The 24,088-nt window shown below is 36.7% G+C and carries 26 protein-coding genes; all 26 read left to right on the forward strand.

The features are described 5' to 3' along the window. The first annotated feature begins 44 nt into the window (after positions 1-44). Positions 45-893 carry a site-specific tyrosine recombinase/integron integrase gene (gene xerA / locus Gferi_RS17800; RefSeq protein ID WP_069974526.1) on the forward strand — a complete coding sequence of 283 codons (849 nt, stop codon included), beginning with the start codon at positions 45-47 and terminating at the stop codon, positions 891-893. Continuing rightward, complete coding sequence (locus tag Gferi_RS17805) at positions 886-2,073, forward strand: IS91 family transposase (RefSeq protein ID WP_069974525.1); 1,188 nt, start codon at positions 886-888, stop codon at positions 2,071-2,073. Before xerA ends, Gferi_RS17805 begins: the two co-directional genes overlap by 8 nt. Before the next feature lie 614 nt (positions 2,074-2,687). Continuing rightward, positions 2,688-2,930 carry a hypothetical protein gene (locus tag Gferi_RS17810; protein WP_069978877.1) on the forward strand — a complete coding sequence of 81 codons (243 nt, stop codon included), beginning with the start codon at positions 2,688-2,690 and terminating at the stop codon, positions 2,928-2,930. Positions 2,931-3,090: 160 nt separating this feature from the next. After that, on the forward strand, positions 3,091-3,468 hold the full coding sequence (locus tag Gferi_RS17815; RefSeq protein WP_069978878.1) for an aspartyl protease family protein: 378 nt from the start codon (positions 3,091-3,093) through the stop codon (positions 3,466-3,468). A gap of 339 nt (positions 3,469-3,807) precedes the next feature. Next, complete coding sequence (locus tag Gferi_RS17820) at positions 3,808-5,184, forward strand: hypothetical protein (RefSeq protein WP_083273624.1); 1,377 nt, start codon at positions 3,808-3,810, stop codon at positions 5,182-5,184. Positions 5,185-5,472: 288 nt separating this feature from the next. Then, the gene (locus tag Gferi_RS17825; protein WP_069978880.1) at positions 5,473-5,931 is read left to right on the forward strand and encodes a GNAT family N-acetyltransferase; all 459 of its coding nucleotides are present in this window, start codon (positions 5,473-5,475) and stop codon (positions 5,929-5,931) included. A gap of 320 nt (positions 5,932-6,251) precedes the next feature. Further along, positions 6,252-6,647, forward strand: a complete 396-nt coding sequence (locus Gferi_RS17830; protein WP_069978882.1) for a hypothetical protein — start codon at positions 6,252-6,254, stop codon at positions 6,645-6,647. Positions 6,648-7,011: 364 nt separating this feature from the next. Beyond that, complete coding sequence (locus Gferi_RS17835) at positions 7,012-7,215, forward strand: hypothetical protein (RefSeq protein ID WP_069978884.1); 204 nt, start codon at positions 7,012-7,014, stop codon at positions 7,213-7,215. Between the two features lie 284 nt (positions 7,216-7,499). Further along, a complete protein-coding gene (locus tag Gferi_RS17840; RefSeq protein WP_069978886.1) occupies positions 7,500-8,264 on the forward strand; it encodes a L,D-transpeptidase family protein in 765 nt (254 codons plus the stop codon). Between the two features lie 95 nt (positions 8,265-8,359). Further along, entirely contained in the window at positions 8,360-9,469 is a 1,110-nt protein-coding gene (locus tag Gferi_RS17845; protein ID WP_069978888.1) for an amidase domain-containing protein, read from the forward strand. 147 nt (positions 9,470-9,616) lie between these two features. Beyond that, positions 9,617-9,970: a putative signal transducing protein gene (locus Gferi_RS17850; protein ID WP_069978890.1), complete on the forward strand. Its 354-nt coding sequence runs from the start codon at positions 9,617-9,619 to the stop codon at positions 9,968-9,970. A gap of 257 nt (positions 9,971-10,227) precedes the next feature. Beyond that, the gene (locus tag Gferi_RS17855) at positions 10,228-10,446 is read left to right on the forward strand and encodes a DUF1450 domain-containing protein (RefSeq protein ID WP_169833014.1); all 219 of its coding nucleotides are present in this window, start codon (positions 10,228-10,230) and stop codon (positions 10,444-10,446) included. 265 nt (positions 10,447-10,711) lie between these two features. Then, the gene (locus tag Gferi_RS17860; RefSeq protein ID WP_069978894.1) at positions 10,712-11,035 is read left to right on the forward strand and encodes a TMEM165/GDT1 family protein; all 324 of its coding nucleotides are present in this window, start codon (positions 10,712-10,714) and stop codon (positions 11,033-11,035) included. A 124-nt stretch (positions 11,036-11,159) separates the two neighbouring features. Continuing rightward, the gene (locus Gferi_RS17865) at positions 11,160-11,690 is read left to right on the forward strand and encodes a flavin reductase family protein (RefSeq protein ID WP_083273625.1); all 531 of its coding nucleotides are present in this window, start codon (positions 11,160-11,162) and stop codon (positions 11,688-11,690) included. 172 nt (positions 11,691-11,862) lie between these two features. Further along, positions 11,863-12,546 carry a FadR/GntR family transcriptional regulator gene (locus tag Gferi_RS17870; RefSeq protein ID WP_069978896.1) on the forward strand — a complete coding sequence of 228 codons (684 nt, stop codon included), beginning with the start codon at positions 11,863-11,865 and terminating at the stop codon, positions 12,544-12,546. Positions 12,547-12,706: 160 nt separating this feature from the next. Continuing rightward, on the forward strand, positions 12,707-13,351 hold the full coding sequence (locus Gferi_RS17875) for a bifunctional 4-hydroxy-2-oxoglutarate aldolase/2-dehydro-3-deoxy-phosphogluconate aldolase (protein WP_069978898.1): 645 nt from the start codon (positions 12,707-12,709) through the stop codon (positions 13,349-13,351). Positions 13,352-13,365: 14 nt separating this feature from the next. Beyond that, on the forward strand, positions 13,366-14,388 hold the full coding sequence (locus Gferi_RS17880) for a sugar kinase (protein WP_069978900.1): 1,023 nt from the start codon (positions 13,366-13,368) through the stop codon (positions 14,386-14,388). A 26-nt stretch (positions 14,389-14,414) separates the two neighbouring features. Further along, positions 14,415-14,801: a VOC family protein gene (locus tag Gferi_RS17885; RefSeq protein ID WP_069978901.1), complete on the forward strand. Its 387-nt coding sequence runs from the start codon at positions 14,415-14,417 to the stop codon at positions 14,799-14,801. A 151-nt stretch (positions 14,802-14,952) separates the two neighbouring features. Further along, positions 14,953-15,276, forward strand: a complete 324-nt coding sequence (locus Gferi_RS17890) for a cupin domain-containing protein (RefSeq protein ID WP_069978903.1) — start codon at positions 14,953-14,955, stop codon at positions 15,274-15,276. Positions 15,277-15,438: 162 nt separating this feature from the next. After that, positions 15,439-16,926 carry a sensor histidine kinase gene (locus Gferi_RS17895; RefSeq protein ID WP_069978905.1) on the forward strand — a complete coding sequence of 496 codons (1,488 nt, stop codon included), beginning with the start codon at positions 15,439-15,441 and terminating at the stop codon, positions 16,924-16,926. Beyond that, on the forward strand, positions 16,919-18,472 hold the full coding sequence (locus Gferi_RS17900) for a response regulator transcription factor (RefSeq protein WP_069978906.1): 1,554 nt from the start codon (positions 16,919-16,921) through the stop codon (positions 18,470-18,472). The genes Gferi_RS17895 and Gferi_RS17900 overlap by 8 nt, the downstream gene beginning before the upstream one ends. A 173-nt stretch (positions 18,473-18,645) precedes the next feature. Then, positions 18,646-19,683, forward strand: coding sequence for a TRAP transporter substrate-binding protein (locus tag Gferi_RS17905; protein WP_069978908.1), 1,038 nt, complete (start codon positions 18,646-18,648; stop codon positions 19,681-19,683). 101 nt (positions 19,684-19,784) lie between these two features. Beyond that, a complete protein-coding gene (locus tag Gferi_RS17910) occupies positions 19,785-20,243 on the forward strand; it encodes a TRAP transporter small permease (protein ID WP_069978910.1) in 459 nt (152 codons plus the stop codon). Beyond that, positions 20,240-21,535, forward strand: a complete 1,296-nt coding sequence (locus Gferi_RS17915; protein ID WP_069978912.1) for a TRAP transporter large permease — start codon at positions 20,240-20,242, stop codon at positions 21,533-21,535. Before Gferi_RS17910 ends, Gferi_RS17915 begins: the two co-directional genes overlap by 4 nt. A gap of 41 nt (positions 21,536-21,576) precedes the next feature. Next, positions 21,577-22,722: a uroporphyrinogen decarboxylase family protein gene (locus tag Gferi_RS17920; RefSeq protein ID WP_069978913.1), complete on the forward strand. Its 1,146-nt coding sequence runs from the start codon at positions 21,577-21,579 to the stop codon at positions 22,720-22,722. Positions 22,723-22,934: 212 nt separating this feature from the next. Further along, the gene (locus tag Gferi_RS17925) at positions 22,935-24,065 is read left to right on the forward strand and encodes a uroporphyrinogen decarboxylase family protein (protein ID WP_069978915.1); all 1,131 of its coding nucleotides are present in this window, start codon (positions 22,935-22,937) and stop codon (positions 24,063-24,065) included. Positions 24,066-24,088 lie beyond the last annotated feature (23 nt).

The raw sequence follows: 24,088 nt of genomic DNA on the forward strand, positions 1-24,088 counted from the left end.
TTAATATTTAACTATCCCGAGAAAAATAGAGAGGAAGTGTTAGTATGTCTGAATTAAGATTAAGAATGCAAACGGACATGGAGCTTAGGGGGTATAGTCCAATTACTGTAAAGTACTATGTAGCTCATGTGAGCCGTTTTGCCAAGTATTTTGGTAAGTCCCCAGATCTATTAGGTGAAGATGAAATTCGTCAATATTTACACCATTGTATCATAAATAAAGGTTTGAGTGAAGGAACTGTCAATACGATTCATAGTGCTCTGAAGTTCTTCTTTTCTAAAACTCTTACGAGAGAATGGAATGTAGAAAAACTTTCAAGAATTAAAGAGCCTAAGAAACTGCCTGTTGTTTTGTCTCAGTCTGAGGTAAAATCCATTCTTGATGCAGTATCTAATCTTAAACATAAAGCAATCCTTATGACTATTTATGCTGCAGGTCTTAGGGTCAGCGAAGCTGCAAAACTTAAGGTTTCTGATATTGATAGTAAGAACATGCAAATTTCTGTTCGCTGTGGAAAAGGTAAAAAAGACAGATATACACTTTTGTCTAAGACCAATCTTGATATTTTACGAGAATATTGGATGCGATATCATCCTAGTGATTATCTGTTTATGGGCGCAGATGGTAAAAGTCCCATTACTGCACGTACCATTCAAAGAGTATTTGAAGATGCCAAAGATAGGGTCGGAATTAAGAAGAATGCTTCTGTACATACCCTAAGACATAGTTTTGCTACCCATCTTTTGGAGGCAGGAACCGACATTTGCTACATTCAGAGACTTCTTGGTCATACTTCCATCAATACCACAACCATTTACTTGCATTTAAGAAGAATGGATTTGCTAAATATAGTAAGTCCCCTAGACTCTTTAACAGGTGTAAATAATGGTTGAGCTACAAGATATATTCAATCAATATGGACAGGGCTATAGGGAAAAACATAGATTGCCCAATCATATATTAAAGGCGATGTCTGCCATTGCGTCCTGTAGAACCCATACCCTTGGCGGGCATGTTGATGAGTGCGATAGCTGTGGTCACATAAGGGTTTCATATAATTCCTGCCGGAATAGGCATTGTCCTAAGTGTCAGACCCTTACAAAAGAAAGATGGATTGAAAACAGAAAGAAGGACTTGTTACCCGTAGGGTATTTTCATGTGGTATTTACCATGCCTGAAGAATTAAATTTCATGACCCTATTGAACCAAAGAGAAATATATTCCATTCTTTTTAAAGCAGTATCGGAAACCCTTCTGGAACTAGGTAGAGATGCAAAATATTTGGGTGGTGAGATTGGATTTATCTCTATTCTCCATACATGGGGACAAAATTTAATGGATCATCCTCATATTCATTGTATTGTTCCTGGGGGTGGACTGTCCCATGACGGTAGTCGGTGGATCAGTGCGAGAAAAAATTTTTTCATTCCAGTAAAGGTTTTATCAAGAAAGTTTCGTGGTAAGTTCCTGTATTATCTTAAACGTATTTATTCTGAAAAAAAGTTGAAGCTTGTAGGAGATGTTAAGATTCTTAAGAATGAAGTGGATTTTAAATACTTCGTTGGCAAATTGTACAAAAAAGAATGGGTGGTATATTGCAAACCTCCTTTTCAGAGTGCGGAGCACGTACTTGAGTACCTTGGACGCTATACCCATCGGGTAGCCATTTCAAATCATCGAATTGTAAAGCTTGATAATGGACAGGTTACATTCCGTTGGAGGAACTATCGTGATGGAAACAAGAAAAAACTTATGACTCTTACTGTTGAGGAGTTCATCCGTAGGTTTTTAATCCATATTCTACCCAGTAGATTTGTAAAAATTAGACATTATGGGATTTTAAGCAATCGAAATCGAAAGATAAAGATTACGAAGTGCAAGGTAATGATGGGTGTCGTTTTAAGGAAAGATGATAACGCCGTAGTTAAGCTAAGTGTAGCAGAGCTACTTTTAAAATTAACAGGTGTAGATATTACTAGATGTCCTTGCTGTGAAAAGGGAAAAATGCTTACAAAAGAAAAGCCAATTCCTAAAAATTGTTCACCGCCAGAAAGAGAAATCAAAACGGCATAAATCAATATTTCTGGGGGAGGGGGGAACTATACCCTTTTATAGGAAAATAGTGTAAAATATTAATATAGTAAGGCTGAAACTAATAAGTTTCTACTACGAAAATATGAAAATTGGTCCTTTATGGAGGATGAAAAATATTGAAATCCCATAGGTAGTGGTGACGCGGCTTCGTTCTATATTATGTTTCGGAAATTGAGCAATTGTAAATTCTACCAACACTTTTAATCTTGATTAAGGGTGTTGGTTTTAATAGGCTCAACTTCCGAATACAATGCTATTCATTATACGAACATGATAATAGAATAAAAATAGACAGTACCATACAAAATAATATCATAAAATGTGGAAAAATATCACTAAATGTAGAGTGGGGTATCTACCAACAAGAATACGTTACCCTATACCCCTTGAGCACAAGGGGTTGAGGCTTTCTTACAATAGAAAAATGATAGCTATCTGCCAAACAGAATGAGGATGACTGGGTCATCCTTTTTATCATTTCATAAAGAAACTAAATAAGAGAAGTATTTTGTCTGTGATGGAATGAAAGCGTTGAGAGAGGCAAACTATGGTATAATATAGATAATAATCTTCTAATATAGGAGGAGAAATTTATGAAATGGAAGTCTGTTCGAGAACTGTATCCAAATCAGTTTGTGCTACTAAAAGTCTTAAAATATCATACGATAGATGATAAAAGATATATTGATGATGTTGCAGTAGTCAAGCCTATAGAAGACCCAAAGGAAGCAACAAAGCTCTTGGTCAATGGAGAAGCAGATGACTTAGTATATCACACGAAAAATGAAGAAATAGTGGTAAAGGTTAAAAACATCAGAGCTTATATAGATGTGTGACTGGGACATTTAACATTCAACCCGATTTAAGACCTAGATCCTGGTAGGGGAGGATCTGTGGTCCTCCCGAAAATGCAGCGGGCAGACACAAGGCCTGCCCCTACGGTCTTGGATGGATAAGTAAGCTTTCTCAGTCACACATCTATAGAGGATTGGTATAATGAACATAGATTATAGGGATGGCTTATTATTTACATCAATTGAGATAGAATATAGGGGAAAACGAAAGGTAATTGACAGCATTGTAATAGATACAGGTGCAGCAGAATCGATTATATCCCCAGACATTGTAGATGAAATAGAGATTTATCCGGAGGAAGATGATGAAATCGTGACCTTTGTAGGTGTTGGGGACAGTGAACATCACTCATTCGTAAAAAAAGTAAAAACAGTAAGAGTAGGGTCATTTCTGCTCAAAGATGTTGAACTGGACTTTGGGATCATTGACCCAAAAGGAAAAATAAACGGGTTATTGGGATTGGATATTTTAGTTAAGGTAGAAGCGGTAATTGACTTAAAAGAATTTAAAATTCTCTAATGAATTGATAGTTTGGAATGAAAAGGATGGCTCTGTCATCTTTTTTTATTTTCGATTTATAAACCACTACATAGACTGTCCATTGAGTGAGAGAATGAAAAAATCAAATGATGATTCAAAGGTTTATTAAAATTATCAATAATAAAATAGAGACAAGTAGATGCTACTATAAGAAAGCGAATCAATTGTTTACACGCAAACAGATGAGTTAAGGCAAATAGGGGGAGGGCTAGATCATCCTTTTGCGATTTGTTTTGCAAATTATTCCACATTTGATTGTTTATCCATCTGTAAACCCTTATAATTAACTTATATATGCTTATTTCGAAGGAGGCTTTTATGGTTTATAGAAAAAGTTTTATTTTTATATTTATAGCAATGACTCTATTGTTTTCTTCTGCCTGTTCCTTAAAGACGGAGGCATCCTTAGAAAATCAAATTCCGACCTTCGAAGAAGTAAAAGAAATTACTCCTGAGGTTAAGCTTAAAGTTCCAGTTTCACTAAGTCTTCGTAAATTTCCACACCCTTTTGAATCTATACTTGCAGTAGCAAACGATATTGATGGCACAGCCTATCAAGATTTTATTGAAATTCACAGATTTTTAAACACTACTCAGCATACCACAATGGGGTACGGATTGGGTCTAGACATTAGTGATTCTTTTTGGATGTATAATGTAAATAACAAAAAAGGATATATAGATGCAAATAACACACTGTCATGGCAAGAACAAATAAGCTATTTTAAAGGTGGCGATTGGAATACCCCTTATTTTTCAAAAGAGATAAAGCATTTTATTAATGCCGGATGGATAGATTCTATTCACTCTTTTGGAGACTTCTCAAGAAACAATTATAAGGACATCCAATTTAAAAGAGAACATGCAGTAAAGGCAGTTGAAGAATTAGAAAAAGAAGATATAAAGATAAAGGTTTGGATTAATCATGGCAATGCGGCTAATGTTCAAAACTTTGGAGGACGATATAAATCCACGGAGTATCAACAAGGCGATGTGCCAAATACAGCTGGATACCATACAGACCTTACTATTCCTTATGGAATCGAATTTTTATGGGATTCTAAGGGAGATAATAAAATTGGGCATAACTCAATGATTTTTCCTGTAACATTAAAAGATGGGCAAAAAATCTGGGGCTTTAAGCGATACACACATAAAATAAAGGATGACAAATATCTATGGCAATGGGATATATATAATTTACACAATCAATTATCTAAAGAGCATCTTGATAAAATTGTAGATCAAAATTGGTATTCTATCATAGCAAACCATATGGGAAACTCTATTGACGATAGAACGCTGCCCTATTCTGCAATTGAAGCATTTACAAGATTAAAAAAGTACCAAGATGAAGGAAAGATCTTAGTAGCAAGAACTTCACGACTACTTGAATACAACCGCTGCCATCAGTTTATCGAATATGAAGCATTTCAAGCAGACACAGATATAGACATATATATAAAAGGAATCAACGATCCGCAAAGAGGATTTTTTGTACCAATCATAGATCAAATTAGAGGGATTACCTTTTATACAGGTACGGCAGACAATGTGAAGATATATATTAATACCACTGAGATTCCTCAGGAGGAGATTCAAATTAATTATAAAGACGGTGTTCCCATTAGTGCAGGAATTACATGGCACAAACCGGATTCAACCGACTATTCTCAAAATATTTTTTCAGAATAGGATTCTGAATGAAAGAAAATAGGCTGTTGACAAAGTCATATTTTAAGATAAACCCCTCCTAAGCTTCCCAAACGCAAAAGACTTTGACGAGGCTACTTTTTTCAATGGTTTCCTTCAATAAAAGTGGCCTTGTCGCGGAGCCGGGAGGATCTTGGGAGGGGTTTATCAGCAAGCTCAAAATTTAAATACATTTTAATAACTGCTTTGATTGTACTATATTATTATTGAAAACAGATACAAAAAATGGTAATATTTAGCTATTACAGCTAAGATGGGGGGCTCAGCAGGGTGTTTAGTATACAAGAGCTAGATTTCAATAATACAGACTTATTACAGCCAATAATAGAAGCGTATGTTGCAGTACATAAGAGTTTAGCTTTCAATCCAAATTATTGGACGATTTTTGCCGACTATATCAAAAATATAGAGACGGATGATTGTAAATTGGCTTTTATAGCTAAAGATAATGATAAAGTTATGGGTTTAATAATCGGTGCAATAGACGATAATGCTAGAACACTTCTTCCAAATAAAATTGGGTATATTCCTTTTCTAGCAGTTTTACCTGAGTATAAAAGAAAAGGTGTGGCAAAGGAGCTCTTAAATAAACTCTTAAAATGGTATGAAGCGCAGAATATTAAGGAAATAGAACTTTATACTGCATTAGATAATACGGAAGCCAGGGCATTTTGGCAAAACTTTAATTTTGAAACTTATCTGGAGCGGAGAAAATTAATAGTTGAATAATCTAATGACATTAATAATTGATAATCTCTTGCAAAATAATATCATGAAATGCAGGAAAATATTCCAAGTGCAGAGTGGGGTATCTGCCGACAAGAATACGTTACTCACTATCCCTTGAATCCAAAGGTTTGAGGCTATTTTACAATAGGAAAATGATAACTATCTGCCAAATAAGAAGAGGATGACGTGGGTCATCCTTTTTTAGTTAGCAGCAAAGTTATTCCATATGCTGGAATTTTCCTCAGATATAGACTATAATGAAGAAGGGTTAAGACATATATGTAGAATACTACGAATTGAATTATGTGGGGGAATTTACTATGAAAAAGAAAATATTTATATCTATTATTGGTGTCATTGTTCTTTTTGGTGGAATTTCATGGCTGATTACTCCAAAAGAGATAAATGTTTCTGAAGTAGTTGATCTAGTTCAAAATAATTATAAGTCAATTACAGTAAACGACAAACACATAGAAGCAGGAACAGGCAATCAGTATCTTATAGATGATTTTATAGCAAAGCTATCGAGATACACGATAAAAATATATGATGGGGAGATGCCTAAAAGTTATTCTTATAGAGTTGATATTGAGAAAAAAGACAGTTCAGTAATTACTTTGATAGACAACGATTATTTAGTTATAAATAATCGCAAGTATAAGATTATAGAAGGAAGAGTTGATCTAGATAAGCTTTACAATGTTTTTATGGATTGATCAAAACGTTCTCATAATGTGTCGTAGTCGTTAAAATAGATGATAGGTTTCATTTTTCAACAGGAGCTAATAATTTTAATACTGTTAAAGGTTGCAATGAAGAGTACAAATTCGGAGAAGTTGAAACCGTAATTGTTTTTTCAGGAGAAAATAGAGTGTTAGTATTGACAAGAGATGCTTTAAAGACTGACTATTTATATGGATTTGATTTAGAAGGTAATTTAATATTCAAAGTTGCACCTCTGGAGTGAAAAAGTTCCAATTTACAATAGTTAAATAAAACGCATTATTCTTACATTGGGTCACAACAGTAGAACAAAATATAATAAAGATTATTGAATAATACTAAATGGGGGGAATTAGCATGAGAGTTTGCAGACAGTGTCAGAGTGAAATGATTGAAGGATTTAATCTTAGAGTTAAAGGGGCAGCTTACGGAATTAAAATTGCTAAAGGTACGGGAATATTTGCGGATAGAATAGAGGAAGAGCCTAAAGTTGCAATTTGTACTAAGTGCGGAGAAATATCTTTGTATATTGAGGATATAGATAAAATCAGAGAAAATTAATGTGCATTCTTCCCATTAAATGTTGCAGTTACAGGACAGAATAATAAATATGATGGCGTATTATTTACTTTTTCTAACTGCATAAACTGCCATTCTATTATATGAAACAACTGTAAACTAGCCTAATATCAAGAGTCCAATGGATATATGATGTTAACTTCAAAGTGTATCCAACTGCATGGTAAATCTACCAAATAGAGAGCATATGCCTGACCGTATAGAATTCATAGTAATAGCAGTTGAATTCCTTTGCATATAATGAAATATGCAGAGGAGGGATTCAATTGAAAAAGTGGTTCTTATGGACAATGATTTGCCTGACCTGTGTAACATTGTTATTATACAGCGGTAAATTTTTCACATATACAGGAAATAAGGTAAAGCTGAACATTCCTATCCGGATCTCTCAAGAAAATGAATATGTAGCTTGGGAAGAACAGATTATACGTGATAATCCTGACTATAATGCTCTAGCAATTTTCGTAGATATTTATGAAAACACGCTAACCTTATTTGACTATGAGAAAAACGAGATCTTAAGAGAATACGATATAGCCATTGACAGCAATTCCGCTGCACTGCCGATCGGAACATGGCAAGTAGAGGCAAAAGGAAAATGGCGTGAAGGTTTTGGACCCAGATGGATGGGACTAAATGTACCCTGGGGTAATTATGGAATACACGGTCTCACAAATCAAATGGATGACGGTATTGTAATTGCCAGCGGCTGTATACAAATGGGCAACGCAGACGTAGAAGAATTGTACAGTATGGTAAAGGTAGGAACTGCCGTATTCATTCATGGCGGTGTATTTGGCCCCTTCGACAATGGATTTCGTACAATAAAGCCTGGTGATCGGGGGGCAGATGTATATGCTGTACAAAAACAGATGCAGCTGAAAGGGTATTATTCCAAGGATGTAGATGGGATTTACGGAGAACATATGAAAGATCAAGTAATAAAATTTCGAAAAGATAACAAATTAACTGAAAGCTATGATATTGATGAAGAATTTTATAAAAGCCTAGGTATTGAACTCTTTGAATAAAAGTTTCTGTAAATCTCCACAGAAACTTTTATTTTTTATCCTAGCTAAGCTTTTCTCTACATATAATCTTATAGGGATTCAAAGGAGGGAATACAGTGTATTTATCTATATTTCGAAAAAAGCCTTTACGAAAGCTATTACTCATCATTACGGCCATGGCAGTGCTGACAGCTAGTGTATATTATCTTAATAGCCTCTCACAAACTGTGTCAGTGGAAGTAGAGGAAGAACTGGCAGATGTGATTATGCAAATTTTCATCCGAAGAAGCCAAGCTATGCTCCAAAAAGACCAAGCGGCATTAGAAACTCTATACGATCAGGAGACTAAGTTAGGTGTATGGGCATTAGAATTCGAAAAGAAAAAAATGAAATATCTCCATGATTGGGCAGGAAAACAAGGCGTGAGGTTTGTTAATATTGGATCAAAGACGGTGCTTAGGAGTGTCAAAGAAAAAGAATTTATATACAAGTGCAACCTACTGGTATCTACTACCTATCAGTATGTTTATGAGGATGATCCACTGACCATTAATACCTTTAGGCTTGGAACCTATCATTCTCTAGATATGATAAAAACAGAAGAGCAACAATGGCTGGTTAGAAAGGAATGGTACTCTGATCCCTTTTCTAATTCTTTATATTTAGAGCAGGAAAAAAAGGAAAATATCCGTGAATATATTCTTGCCCAAAGGCCAGATCCGGCACCGCTGCTGGAAAGAAGAGCAAACGCTATAGCTTATGCAGATCAGCATGTGGGGGCAGCAAAGGAAAGTGATTTTGGGTACAATAAAAAATATAAAAATTATAATCCCTATGGCGGTGACTGTGCCAACTATGCTTCCCAGATTCTGCATGAAGGCGGCAAATTTAGAAAGACATCCACGTGGAATTATGAGAAAGGTGGCAGCAAGGCTTGGGTCAACGCGGAGGCATTTAAGAACTACATGCTTTATAGCGGAAGAGCTTCCCTTGTTGCCAATGGCACCTACGAGAAGGTACATAAAGCGGCTTATAAGCTGCAGCCTGGGGATTTTGTAGCATATGAAAAAGGCGGGAAGGTAGTACATATCTCTGTAATAACAGGAGCGGATAGCAAGGGGTATGTGCTGGTAAATTCACATAATACAGACCGCTATAGAGTGCCTTGGGATTTGGGGTGGAGCGATAAGGGAATCAAATTCTGGCTGGTGCATGTACACTTCTAATGGCAATCAGAAGATGTTTCCTTTAAGATTGAAAATGATGGGTTTGGGTAGATATAAAAAAACGGGAGTTCAGATCGTGTAGATAGAACTCCCTGCTAGCGCTGGGACATGCCATATGTTTACTAAAAGAAAAGGAGGAATATAGGTATGCCGTGGTGTCCGAATTGTAGTACTGAATACCGAGAGGGGTATAATCATTGCCGTGATTGCGGGGTAGTATTGGTAGCGGAGAAACCAATACAGAAAAAAGCGATAACAGTTGCTAAAAAGACCGGCTGGCTTTTGCTGGCTACAGCCCAGGGTATAGAAGCAAGCTTGATGAGTAACCTATTGAGGGACAACAATATACCTATTTTGACAAAACAGCGTGGAATTGACTCCTATCTACAAATCATAACAGGAATAGCGAACAATGTAGAAATATATGTGCCGGAAGAAGAATTCTGTAAAGCACAGGAGTTGATCCAGGTAATGTTAAATCCTGTAGAACCTGAAGCATAGCCTGAATACAGCAGAAAAAAAGATATTGGTTTAAAAGCAGCCACTTTTGATGTAAGCTTTTGAACCAGTATCTTTTTATATTTCTTTAAGTAATTACATGAAAAGTAAAGGAAATAACTTCATGGACAAGATATAAAGTATACTGTTTTTCAAAAAGCAAAGATAAATACAATAAGGTTAAACATGAATTTTGTATAATAACTGTTTCGAACACAATAATATTTATAGAATAAGTTTCTCAGAAAGGAGAAATGAAGTTGGCTGTTATTAAGGTATGTGAAAACAACTATGGTTATGGTACCAATGAAGTGATTGAAAAAATTAAAGGTGAAAAACCCGAGGTTGAGGTTGAAGTAGCCTCCTGCTGGGGATATTGTGATGAGTGTGCTTCCGGGCCATATGTTTTTATTCATGATGAAATGGTTCAAGCCGATACTCCGGAGGAATTGTATGACATTTTATTGGATACATTATAAAGACAACTACATACAACAAGTATACGTTGCAAAATAAATAGCCCTGTGATATAATACAAGCGATTAGACGTATAAAGGGGAGTAGCAAGTGATTTTCACTAGATAAAGTCAACATACTGGCAACGTGCCTGGCTTTATCCCACCTAATGGATGCGAGACCTTTAACGTGAGCGCATTATTTTTGGCTCAGGTTAAGGGTCTTTTATTGTACCTTTGATATAAATATGGTTTTTGGAAGGATTCAACAAAACTGGGGGTATGTTTCGTGAACTGGAAGCTTTCTTTTGTAGCCTTTACGATGCTTTTTTTAGCAGAACTGGGAGATAAGACGCAGTTGGCGGTGTTTACACTGACGACCCAGCATAAGCAGCCTTTACCGATTTTTATAGGTGCATCTCTGGCATTAACCTTAGTAACATTTATAGCCGCTTATTTCGGTAATTACATTACTAGATATGTACCGATTCCTATTCTTCATACAATAGCAGGGTTATTATTTTTAGGTATGGGTATATTTGTACTGAAGGAAGCCTTGCCGGTTTTTTGGACGACTTACGGAAAAAAGTTCTTATGGAGGAGAATAAACTGAGTTATATCTTATGGAATTTTGGGTAGAAATAAAAAATGATTATTTGGCAGATAAAGTGTTTCATCTGGCTATTTTGTTAAAAAATACAGGACTTATCCTGTGAATATAAAGGAGTTGAGGGATTTTGGAAAAGAAAAATATTGAGTTTCCACAGTATGCAGAAAAAATGTTAGAGATTTTAAAAAGCGGAAGGGTACTGCTGGTGGCACAGGGTCATGAAGAAAAGCCCAATCCCATGACGATTGCATGGGGAAGCATTATGTTTGCCTGGAACAAGCCTATCTTTGTAGCTATGGTTAGAGACTCTAGACATACCTACAGGCTGTTAGAGGAAGGAAACAATTTTACAGTAAACTTTTTTGATAAGGGCTACAGCAAAGCCATGGGTTTCTGTGGCAGCAAATCGGGCCGCGAGTTTGACAAATTTAAGGAAACAAACTTAACGCCGATTAAGTCAAAAAGTGTAGATTCACCTATTGTTGAAGAAGCTTTTTTACACATCGAATGTAAAGTTGTCTATAAGCAAGCAATGAATTCCGCAGCTTTGGATCCTTCTATTCGAGAAGCCTACTATGATGAAAATGTGGCAGAAAAAACTTATCATACCTTGTATTATGGAGAAATTCTTGAAATGTATGGAGACATATCAAAATAAAAACCGTCTACACAAGACTGCAGTGCAGGTAAGAAAAAAGCACTGCGGTTCTTTTTTTACAGGAAGGCAGAAAAGGACTGCTTATAGGAATTGTGTGAAAGAAATGAATGCAGAATTGTCAATTTATGATATACTACCTATAGAGTAAATGATGCAGGGAGTGTAGAAAGGCATGTTTGAGAAAGTACTACTATCAGAAAAAGTAGCGAATAATATAAAAAAATTGATTGTTGATCATGAATTAAAACCGGGAGATAAACTGCCCAATGAAATAGATTTGGCGGAAAAGCTTAATGTTAGTCGGTCTACGATTCGAGAGGCTATTAAAATTCTTATTTCTATGAATATTTTGGAGATCCGTAGGGGAAAGGGAACTTTTGTATGTGAAAAGCCTGGTATTGCGACAGACCCATTAGGTGTTACCTTTATGAATAAAAAGGACCTATTATTGTACCTGTTCGAAACCAGATTAATTATCGAACCGGAGATGGCAGCTTTAGCTGCCGGACGGGCCTCGGAAAAAAATATACGGGTATTGGAAGAAGTCTTTTTAAAGCTGAAAATGGACATAACAGAAGGGAGAAATCACACAAAAGCAGATATAACTTTTCATAATATTATTGCTAAAAGTACACAAAACCCTATTATTCAAAGAATTGTTCCAATTATCAATGACTCTATCATTGAAGGATATCTTGAAACAAAAGACCTTCCGGAAAGTAATGAAAAGGTCCTTGCATATCATGAAAAAGTTTTAGATGCTATTAAAAATCAAGATGCTGAGGCTGCCAGAAATTATATGAGAGAACATATCAAACAAGGTATGACTCAGATTTCTATGAAAAAGAACTGCTAGAGGAGTTCTTTTGTTTGCCTGTGTAACAATATCGTTAAGTATAAATTCTAATATTTTGACAATAATTCTTTAATAAAGTATTGCTTTTTACATAGGAAAACGTATATAATAAAAATAAAGTTGTCTGACGACGTACAACATAAGTGCGGAGGTGCATAAAGTGAAAAGAATTGAAACAATCAAAAAAATAGCTGAATCCGGTGTAGTTGCCGTAATCAGAGCTGAATCGAAAGAAGAAGGAATAAAAATCGTAGAAGCAGTGAAAAATGGTGGAATTAAAGCATTGGAAATCACCATGACAGTACCTGGAGCAGTAGATATCATCAAGGAACTATCACAAGCTTATAAGAATGAAGATGTAATTATTGGAGCAGGTACAGTGCTGGATCCTGAAACTGCGAGAGCTTGTATCTTAGCAGGAGCAGAATATATCGTAAGTCCAAGCCTAAATCCTGAAACGGTTAAATTATGCAACCGTTATCGAGTACCGGTAATGCCTGGAATCATGACAGTGAAAGAAGCAATCGAAGCATTAGAGTTAGGTGCAGAGATCGTAAAAGTATTTCCAGGTAGTGCCTTTGGACCATCCATTATTAGTGCTTTCAAAGGACCGCTTCCACAAGGCAATTTTATGCCTACTGGTGGCGTGAATCTTGATAATGTAAAAGACTGGATTAAGGCAGGCGCAGTAGCAGTTGGTACTGGCGGAGACCTGACAAAGGGAGCTAAAACAGGTAATTATGAATTAGTAACAGAAACAGCTGCCAAATTTGTGGAAGAAGTAAGAAAAGCGAGAGCTAAATAGGAGGAGAAACGAACATGGGTAAATTTGTTACTTTTGGAGAGATCATGCTAAGATTGGCACCACTAGGATATGATAGATTTGTGCAATCTAAAGAGTTTGGTGTAGTTTATGGTGGAGGAGAGGCAAATGTTGCCGTGTCTTTAGCGAATTATGGTAAAGATGCATACTTTGTAACGAAGCTGCCAAAACATGAAATTGGACAATCCGCAGTGAATGAACTGAGAAGATATGGCGTAGATACATCATTGATTACAAGAGGTGGAGATAGAGTAGGAATTTACTTCTGTGAAAAGGGAGCATCCCAGAGACCTTCTAAAGTAATTTATGATAGAGCACATTCTGCAATTGCTGAAGCGAAAAAAGAAGATTTTAATTGGAAAGAAATTTTTGAAGGGGCAGAGTGGTTCCATTTTACAGGAATTACACCAGCTTTATCCGACAATTGTGCAGAAATCACCCTTGAGGCAGTAAAAGCAGCAAAAGAAGCCGGCGTGACTGTAAGTGTTGACTTAAACTTCAGAAAGAAGCTTTGGTCTACCGAAAAAGCAGGAAGAGTAATGGGAGAGATTGTAAAATATTGTGATGTAGTTATTGCAAATGAAGAGGATGCTGAAAAAGTATTTGGCATTAAAGCAGAGGAAACAGATATCACAAGCGGTCATTTAAGTGATGAAGGATATAAAAAAGTTGCCCAGGAATTAGTAGATCGTTTTGGATTAAAATATGTTGCCATCACTCTGAGAGAAAGCTTCTCTGCTTCTGATAATGGTTGGTCAGCTATGCTTTATGACACGAAAGAATTCTATAAATCAAAGAGATATGACATTCGCATTGTAGATCGTGTAGGTGGAGGAGATTCTTTCGGAGCTGGTCTAATTCATGGCTTATCTTCAGGCATGAGCAATCAGGATGCACTAGAGTATGCAGTAGCAGCTTCTTGCTTAAAGCATACGATCGAAGGAGACTTCAACCTTGTGTCTATAGAAGAAGTGGAAACCTTAATGAAAGGTGATGCTTCCGGAAGAGTACAGCGATAAGAATTTATCGGAAGAGGGATGAGAGAATGTTAACTTTAGAGCATGTGGGTATCTGTGCAAAGGATACTGTGAAATTAAAGGATTGGTATGTAAAAGTATTTGACTTTAAAATTGTATATGATAATAAAAAAGAAATGCCAACCTTCTTCCTGCTGATGGAGGATCAAAGCATGATCGAAATCTATCCTGCTGAGAATCCAACGGATCAGGGAAACAATAAGGATCAAGGGATCAGACATTTGGCCTTTGGTACAGATAATATAGAAAAAGAATACCAAAACCTTCAAAACCATCAGGTTGAAATTATTGAAGAACTAAAAACAAATCCTAAAGGTGTAAGTACTGTGTTCTTTAGAGATATCGAAGGCAACATCCTTCACTTTATCCAGAGGCCAGAGCCCCTTTATAAATAAGGAACAAGGAGCGTTTTCCACCTACCTCATGCTCCTTCCCATATGTCCCCTCCATATACTGGAGGGGACTTTATCATATAAATCGGCCTTTGCAAAAGGTCAAAAGTCTGGTATATTTACCCTATATTCTATATAAGAAGGAGGATAAAAAATGTTTTTTAAAAATGAAGAAGCCTTGGTTAAAAATCCCGCTGAGGGTGTTGTTTTAAAGGTAGTCAGCTATGGTGGCGGCTTGATGATGACAGAAGTAACTTTTAACAAGGGTATCAGCTTGCCGCCCCATACACATGTACATGAGCAAATTAGCTATATCGCGAAAGGAAGCTTTCAATTTACATTAGGAGAAGAGACCAAAGTAGTTAAGCAGGGAGACAGTATTTACATACCTAGTAATATACCACACTGTGTGACTGCGCTGGAAGATGCAGTGGTAGTAGATGCTTTTACACCGCAGCGGGAAGATTTTAAAAAGTAAAAGATTTATAGAAAACCTTGGAGTATCTCTAAGGTTTTTTTATAAATAATTATGTGTTAATAACAAAGGGGAAAAAGCATGAAGGAAGGGATTCTACAGCTTTTGTCGAATTTAAGTGAATATATAGAAATTTCTTTATAAGCAGGGGTGTGAAGTGAACATATGGGGATACTTGCAAGGAAGTCGATTCGATTTAGGATCATGAGTATATATGTGCTTATTATCATAACGATGTTCATTGGATTGATCGCTTCTGTTTCCAATCAAAATAAAATTATCCGGGAGTATGATCACTTTGCACGCAATAATACGAATTTAAGTGCGCTGCCTGTAAAAATAAATCAGAGCGCACAGAATTTTGAACAATATCTAAGGGGCAGGGATCCTAACGTATTGGTGGAGTATTACTTAGTAAACAAGGAAATTGAAGGCATTCTTGAATCTATACGCTATGATATTATCAATGATCGAAATAGTTCTATGTATTTTAGAGCATTAAGAAATATGCAGGCCTATCAGCAGGAGGCAGCAGAAGAAATTTTTTGCAGTGAGGTCTTAGATATAAAAGTCTATATACAGTTTTCCTATCTAAGAAATTTATATACATACATGAATAGAGAAGCCCAGATGCTTACTTTTTCCTATTTAGATTATAGTACAGCTGAGTATGCAAAACTCCTATATAGTTCAAAAGATATAGAGAAAAACATGTATATGATTGTTACGGTTTTTGGATTGATCAGTATAGGATTTGCGGTTGCCCTTTCTAAAGGGATATTTCGTACAATGGATGAGATTTGCGTTACTGCAACACAATTATCTAGTGCGCAATGGGAAATTCCTGACATAAAAACAAACCCGTTCTCAGAATTAAATATGGTAGCAGACGCCTTCAACAATATGAAAAAGAATATCAAGCGATATATTGAAGAATTGAATGCAAAGGCTGAGGTAGAGATTCAATTAAGCCATGAAAAGTTAATGAATGTAGAAAAGGATAAGCTCCTACAAGAATCCCAGCTGCTTGCACTTCAAATGCAGATGAATCCACATTTTTTATTTAATACCTTAAACATGATTGGAAGAACGGCTATGCTGGAGGATACAGATAATACGGTGCTGCTGATAGAATCAATATCTGAAATTCTTAGATATAACTTAGAGAGCAAAGGGAAAATGGTTCCGATAGAAAAGGAAATAAGCGCTCTCCGAGCCTATACTTTTATTCAACAAATGAGATTTCAAGAAAGAATGCACTTTGAATTCAAGTGTACAGCAGATTTACAGGGCGTTTGTATCCCGCCTATGATTTTACAGCCCATTGTTGAAAATTCAATTATTCATGGTTTAGAAGATAAAAAGAGAGGCGGAAAAGTATTCATTACAATTGAAAGAGAAAGAAGTTATTTAAAAATCATCATGGGGGATAATGGAAAAGGTATTGAAGAAAATAAGTTAAAAGGTATTCTATCTAGCGCAATGGATGCTGCAGAAACTGGACAAAAAACAAGTATGGGCATTAGCAATGTAAAGAAAAGATTAGCTTTGAATTATAAAAGAGAAAATTTAATAGCTATTCAAAGCCAACCGGGGATAGGAACAACTGTTACAATCTATCTTCCTATGAAGGAGGCGATGGGAAATGATTAAGCTGATGATCGTAGAAGATGAGCTGATAGAACGAAAGTCCTTATGCTATTTATTAGAAAAATTTTTTGGAGATCAAATAGAGATTGTATATGAAGCAGCGGACGGAAGTGAAGGATTGGAAAAAGCTTTGGAATTACAACCTCAAATTATTCTAATGGACATACACATGCCAGGAATGGATGGACTAAAAACTGCAGAAGAAATTAAAAAAGAATTGAAAGAGGTTGAAATCATAATCCTTACGGCATACAGTTATTTTGAATATGCGCAAAGGGCAATCCCCATTGGTATTGTAGATTATTTAGTGAAACCCTTCTCTAACAATAAATTCAATGTAGCTGTAGAGAAGGCGATTGAAAAAATTAGGGACAGGGAGAATCAGCTGAATCAGCGGTATATGATGCAGCAGCACATACAACGCTTGGGTGTGTTTTTAGAAAAAGAAATCGTTATCCAATTGGTTCATGGTACGAGACTATCGATAGATCAATTGGAGAATTACAAACAATTATTAGACATCTCATACAATACTTTCCTATGCATTAATATAAGAGTAGATTTGGAAAACATACTGGACGGAGCCTTATTAGAGACAGTAAAAGGAAAGTTTAAGAAAAGTTCACTACAAGCAGTGGGTTATGTGCTTGTTAAGGAATTGGTATTATTCATATTTGGAGAGAACTTAGAGGATCAGCAGACTAGTGAGGGGATTGCCAGTACTCTGAAAGAGGTACAATGTGATATAGAAGCAATTGCTAGGGGCTTGTGCTATATTGGAAAAAGCAGGAATTACCGAGATATGATTAATATTAAAACGGCCTACAGTGAAGCGAAAAAAAAGATAAGAAAGTTAGCAAGTCTGGAAAAGGTTGAGGCCAGAAATAAAACAGAAAGCTTCCAATATCCCTATGAAAAGGAAGTCATGCTATGTGAGAAGATCATTAATGAAGATGCTTTAGGTACGATTCAGATCATACGGGATATAAGCAATTATCTTTCTACACATTTTGAGAACGCCAATTTGGAAGGCTCAAAAAGCTACTTTAAGCAGCTCTATGTCTTACTTGAAAGAAATATCATTCAATTTTTTGGTAATACGTTCCAGTTAGAAAAGCTCGAAAATGTTCATAAGGCTATTGATAATACACAAGAATTTCATGATATTCAGCGATATATGGAAAAGCTAGTCCAAGATATGATCGATATCATAGCCCATCATAAGCAGGATCGGAATCAAAAAATGATAGAAAGCGTAAAGGGGTATATTGAAGAAAATTATAAGGAAAATATTTCTTTAAAGCAGGCTGCAGATTTTATTGGCATCAGTTCTTACTATCTTAGCAAATGCTTTAAAAAAGAAGAGGGAATAAATTTTAAAGAGTACTTGATCAAAGTGAGAATGAAAAAGGCAAAATATTTAATGCGGGAAGAAAACAAAACTGTACAGGAAGCAGCTTATGAAGTAGGCTATCCGGATCCAAGCTATTTTAGCAAAGCTTTTAAAAAATATGTAGGTATTTCTCCTACGAAGTTTATGGATCGATAAAAACATAAAGATATCCTGTCTTTTATCAGTTAGGATATCTTTTTTTTATAAAGAAAAATAAATTGAGGCCAAGAAAGTACAAACATTGGCAACGAATTCCATGGTTAAGCAACAGGTGGAATGTTATCATTTAATTGTGAATGTTCAAAAAATAATTTAGAGGGGGAAGTTTTATGCAAAGAAAAAACGTTTTCAAAATGACTTCGTTATTATTGATTTTGACACTAGTTTTTTCACTGGCAGGATGTGCTGGTCAAAAACCAGCAGCACCAGAAGCAGCACCAGAAGTACCACAGGAAAAGATCATTTTAAAATTTGGTGAGTTGAATCCTGATACTCATGTTATGACCATTGCAATTCGGGAGTTTGCAAGGGTCGTTAAAGAAAAGAGTGAAGGTCGTATAGAAGTAGAAGTATTCCCTTCCGGTCAATTAGGCGATCAACAGACAATGATTCAATCACTTCAAATGGGTGCTCTCGATATCTACAGAACAAACCCTTCCTTTTTAGCAGACTTAGGGATGAAGCAAATGAACGTATATCATCTGCCTTATTTATTCAGAGATGTGGATCATTGTTGGGATGTTTTAAACGGACCGATTGGCGAGGAGTTCCTAAAGCTTGTAGATAATTCTGGTACGAAGATGACCGGATTCGGATATTATGCAGAAAGTCCAAGAAACTTCTTTTTCACAAAAAAGGAAGTTACAAAAATTAGTGATATGAAAGGTCTCAAAATTAGAGTACCTGAAAGTCAGATGTACTTGGACGTAGTACAGGCTTTTGGAGCATCACCAACACCAATCGCTTATTCGGAATTGTATAGTGCATTGCAAACAGGTGTAGTGGATGGTGCAGAGAATCCGTTAACAGGATATCATACCAATAAGTTTTTTGAAGTAGCACCAAACTATACAATAGATGGACATGAGCTAGCACCAAGTGTAATCATATTCTCTGAGTTAACTTGGAATAAGCTAAGTACTGAAGATCAAAAATTGTTAAGTGATGCATTTAGAGAAAGCGAAAAATTCATGCGTAATCTTTCCTCACAAAAAGACGAAGAAGCGATAGCGGATATGAAAGCTGCAGGCGTAAAGATCTTAGAAGTTGAAAATCAACAAGAATGGGTAGATGCTGTAAAGCCGCTATATGAAAAATATGGTAAAGAATATCTGAGTGTAATCGAACGCATTCAGAATACAAAATAGAATTGATAGAATTCTGGGGCCAATGACCACCTATCGGTTTGGTCCCAGAAGTTTTTCCAGGATGAATAAATAAAAAAGAATTTAAACTGAGGAGGTGCAGGATGCTGAATAAAATTGCTGAAAAAATAAATAAAGCTTTACATAACTTATGTAAACTATTATTGCTCATACAAGTAATCGTTGTATCCTATGTAGTATATGGAAGATTTATTTTAAATAAGACACCTGCATGGGGTGAGCCGACAGTACTCCTGCTGATGGTGTGGTATTCCCTATTAAGTACAGCAATAGCAATAAGAGATGATGCCCATATTCGTATGAATATTATCGATATGATCCTTCCGGAAAAAGGATTGAAAGTTTTGGAAAAGGTTAACTATTTAATTATTTTTGTTTTTTCAATCTTTATGATTATTCAAGGATATAAGGTATCTGTATTAGCATCTATGAGTGTTTTGCCTGGATTATATATCCGCACATCATGGCTATTCGGCGCAGTACCGGTTGCAGGAGTATTTATGGTAATTGCATTGTTAGGGAAAGTGAGGAAGATGATATGATTACAGATCCAACGGCTGTTGCTATTCTACTAGGCGTTATGTTCGGGCTGATTTTTTTCGGTACACCGATTGCCATTGCTATAGGCGTTGCCTCGGTGATCACCACTACGTATATCGGTATACCGTTGATGACCGTTGCACAGAACCTGGTAAAAGGAATCAATGTATATGCACTCATGGCGGTACCTTTTTTCATCCTTGCAGGAGAAATTATGGGAACTGGAGGAATCTCCAGACGACTAATCGAGTTATCCAATGCATTGGTGGGATGGCTTAGGGGTGGTCTTGCCATGGTAAACATTGTTGCAAGTATGTTCTTTGGCGGTATATCTGGGTCATCGGCTGCAGATACGTCTTCTATTGGATCCGTTATGATCCCGATGATGAAAGATGCCGGTTATGACGGTGAATTCTCTACCGCTGTTACCATGACCAGTTCAGTGCAAGGTATTTTGATACCTCCAAGTCATAATATGGTACTTTATGCCATGGTAGTTGGAGGGGTTTCTATTGGTGAGCTTTTCATGGGCGGCTTAGTTCCCGGAGTACTTTTAGGCGTTGCACTGATGATTTACTGCTATATCATATCCACAATCCGCAACTATCCAATCGGTGAAAAATTTAATTTGAGAGCTGCTTTGAAAACAACCTTAAGTGCCAGTCTTGGTTTAGGGACAGTGTTCATCGTTGTTGGCGGTGTAATATCCGGTATATTTACGGCAACAGAATCAGCTGCCATTGCAGTAGTGTATTCCTTTATTGTCACTTTCTTTATTTATCGTGAAGTACCGCTGTCTGAATTTAGCGGTATGCTGGGCAGAAGCATAAAAACCCTTTCCATTGTTATGATTTTGGTAGGTTGTGCCAGCGCCTTTGGATGGCTGATTGCCTATTTGAAGATTCCTGCCTTTATTACAAGTAAGATATTAGCGATTTCAAGCAATAAGTATGTGCTGATGCTGATTATTAATGTTTTACTGCTCTTCTTAGGCATGATCATGGACATGGCATCGATTATACTGATTGTAACACCGATCTTATACCCGATTGCTATGCAGATTGGTTTAGATCCCGTTCATTTTGGCGTAATGATGATTCTCAATCTGGGTGTTGGACTGATCACTCCGCCGGTAGGAAGTACACTTTTCATCGGAAGTGCTATTGCAGGTATTAAAATTGAAAAGTTAGCTAGGGCTATGATCCCTTTCTACGTTGTAATGGTAATCGTGCTGTTAATTATTACGTATATTCCAGAGGTCGTTCTATTCGTTCCCAAATTGATGCGCAATTAACTTTTCAGAAGATACTTCAATATTAAGAGAGGAGAAATAAAATGACTGGAAGAGAGAGAATACTCAGTACCATAAGCGGAGAAATACCTGATCGTGTACCCGTTAGCTTCTTTTTACAAGAGGAGTTTTTGTCCTATTATTACCCAGACAAGGATAAGGTAGATCGTGTAAAGGATGCAGTTGCCTGTGGAATTGAGCTAGGACTGGATATTATGCCCAGAGGACGTGAATTTGAACATCCGCACTTTATGAAGAAAAGTTTCCTAAACTGGGATTTGAACCATAAGTATCAAAGAGATGGGAACAATATACTGCATATTACTGAGATCACAACACCGAAAGGGATTTTAAAACAAGTCGAGGTAGGTCCCTATAATGAAAAAACCGGTGCAGGTGTACACATGGCTACCCATGAATATTTGATCAAGGATGAAAGAGACTTTGAAATTTTTTCACAATATGTACCCGCCATTGATCAGGAAACAATTACTGCAATGAAGGCGTATGGAGAATATATACAAAAACTTCTAGGAGAACAAGGGATGGCTTCACCCTGGGGATGGTCTGGGGTTTTCAATCAAGCGGCAGGGTACCGGGATGTGCAAAACTTATTGATGGACGCCTACATTAATAGAGATTTTTACGAAGCCTATATGGAAAAGCTTACAGAATTGATGGTAGAATACAATCGCGCCCTGGCAGACACTGCCTTAGATTGTATTGGACTTCAGGGGAACATTGCCAATTCTGCCATGGTAGGAGATCAATTCTTTAATGAATACATACTGCCTTATGAAAAGAGACTTGTCTCAGCCATAAAGGAAAACGGAACCTATACATTGTACCATAATTGTGGTAAAGCGAAAATCCTGCAGGAAAGCTATGTTGAAATGGGATTGGATGTTTGGGAAACAGTAGCAGAAGCACCAGTGGGAGATAATACGCTGCGGGAAGCAAAAAAATTAGTCGGCAATCGAATTACATTAGCAGGGAATCTTGATCAAGTAAATTTCCTAAAACAGGCCTCGCTGGCAGAAGTTGAACGAAGTGTAGTGGATATGATGGCGATCGGCAAGCCTGGGGGAAGATACATTTTTGCTGCTTCTGATTTTTTGGAAAAAAACACACCCATTGAAAATATCAAAAAAGCCATTGAAGTGGCTATCCGTGAAGGAAAATACGAATAACATAATTGCTATTGATTATATGACTGTAATAGTCATGTATTATATAGAGGTGTGATTGAGAATTTTAATTTGTATGCGGATCGACGAGGAAGTCGATCCCTGCATCTCTGTTCTAGGTTTACTTAGGGAATGGTGCCCTCACCGTTCCGCAGAATACCAGACTTTTAAATCACACATCTATAGGACTGGAATTTAATAAAGGAGGACTCTACGTGCAAGAAAAAACATTTAACTATAAAATCGCTGATGCCCAAGGTACTTATGTAGCACCTATAGCACCAGAGCAGTTTGATATTGAGGGATATTGTGCCTATGAAGCTGACCTATTAGATAAGTGCCGCATATTTTGGGAGAAAAAGAATGGGGTTGCAGTATATCGACGATTTAGAGTACCGGAAGTGTTTTCTTATGGCAGTAAAGATCTGAAAACATCGCTAGCTCTGCAATTGGCAGCTTTGCAGGAAAGTATGAAATATAAGGCAGATATACCGAACTTTCTTGAACCTTGGTATGGGATTGGTACGGTTGTTAGTGCTTTTGGATTAAACTATGAATGGCATGATAATCAAGCACCTGCTACCAGAACACCCTTTAAAAGCATAGAAGAAGTACTCCAGGCTGAACAAAAGCCAGTGGAAGAAACTGAAATCGGCAGACATACCTTGGAGATGATCGAATACTTTTTGGATAAGACAAAGGGAAAAATCCCCATGTCCTTTACAGATACCCAGTCACCACTGAATATTGCTTCAGCCCTAGTGGATATCAACAGCTTTTTTTTAGAAATCTATGATAATCCTGAGGGGGTAAAAGAATTGTTTGGGATTATTACAAAGCTTCTGATAGATTTCACAAAAAAGCAGCATACCTATATTGGGGATGCTTTAGCAAGCCCAGGCCATGGTTTTTCCAGCAGCCGCGCTTTTCAGGGATTGGGTATGAGTGACGATATCATGTTGATGCTCTCCGATGCTATTTATGAAGAATTTGCTCTACCTTATGCAGAGCAAGTAGGAGCGAATTTTGGAGGAACAGCTTTTCATTCCTGTGGAAACTGGACAAGAAAAATACCGGTAGTTAAGAATTATAAAAACTTAGTGATGGCGGATGGTGCTTTTTCTCAAGAGACAGATCCAGATGCCAATTTACCGGACCTGTTTAGTGAAGCATACAAAGGTACAGGCGCTGTACTCAATGCACGAATTGTTGGAAATGCAGAGCGAGTGGCAGAACAAGTAAAAAAATTATGGCGGCCGGATATGAAGCTAATCGTTGCTACCTACTGTGATACACCGGAAGAACAGGAAAAAGCTTATGAGAGAATTCATGAAATATGCCGCTAGCCAGAAGATCATTTAGGATTAAT

It is taken from the genome of Geosporobacter ferrireducens (assembly GCF_001750685.1).
Lineage (GTDB): Bacteria > Bacillota > Clostridia > Peptostreptococcales > Thermotaleaceae > Geosporobacter > Geosporobacter ferrireducens.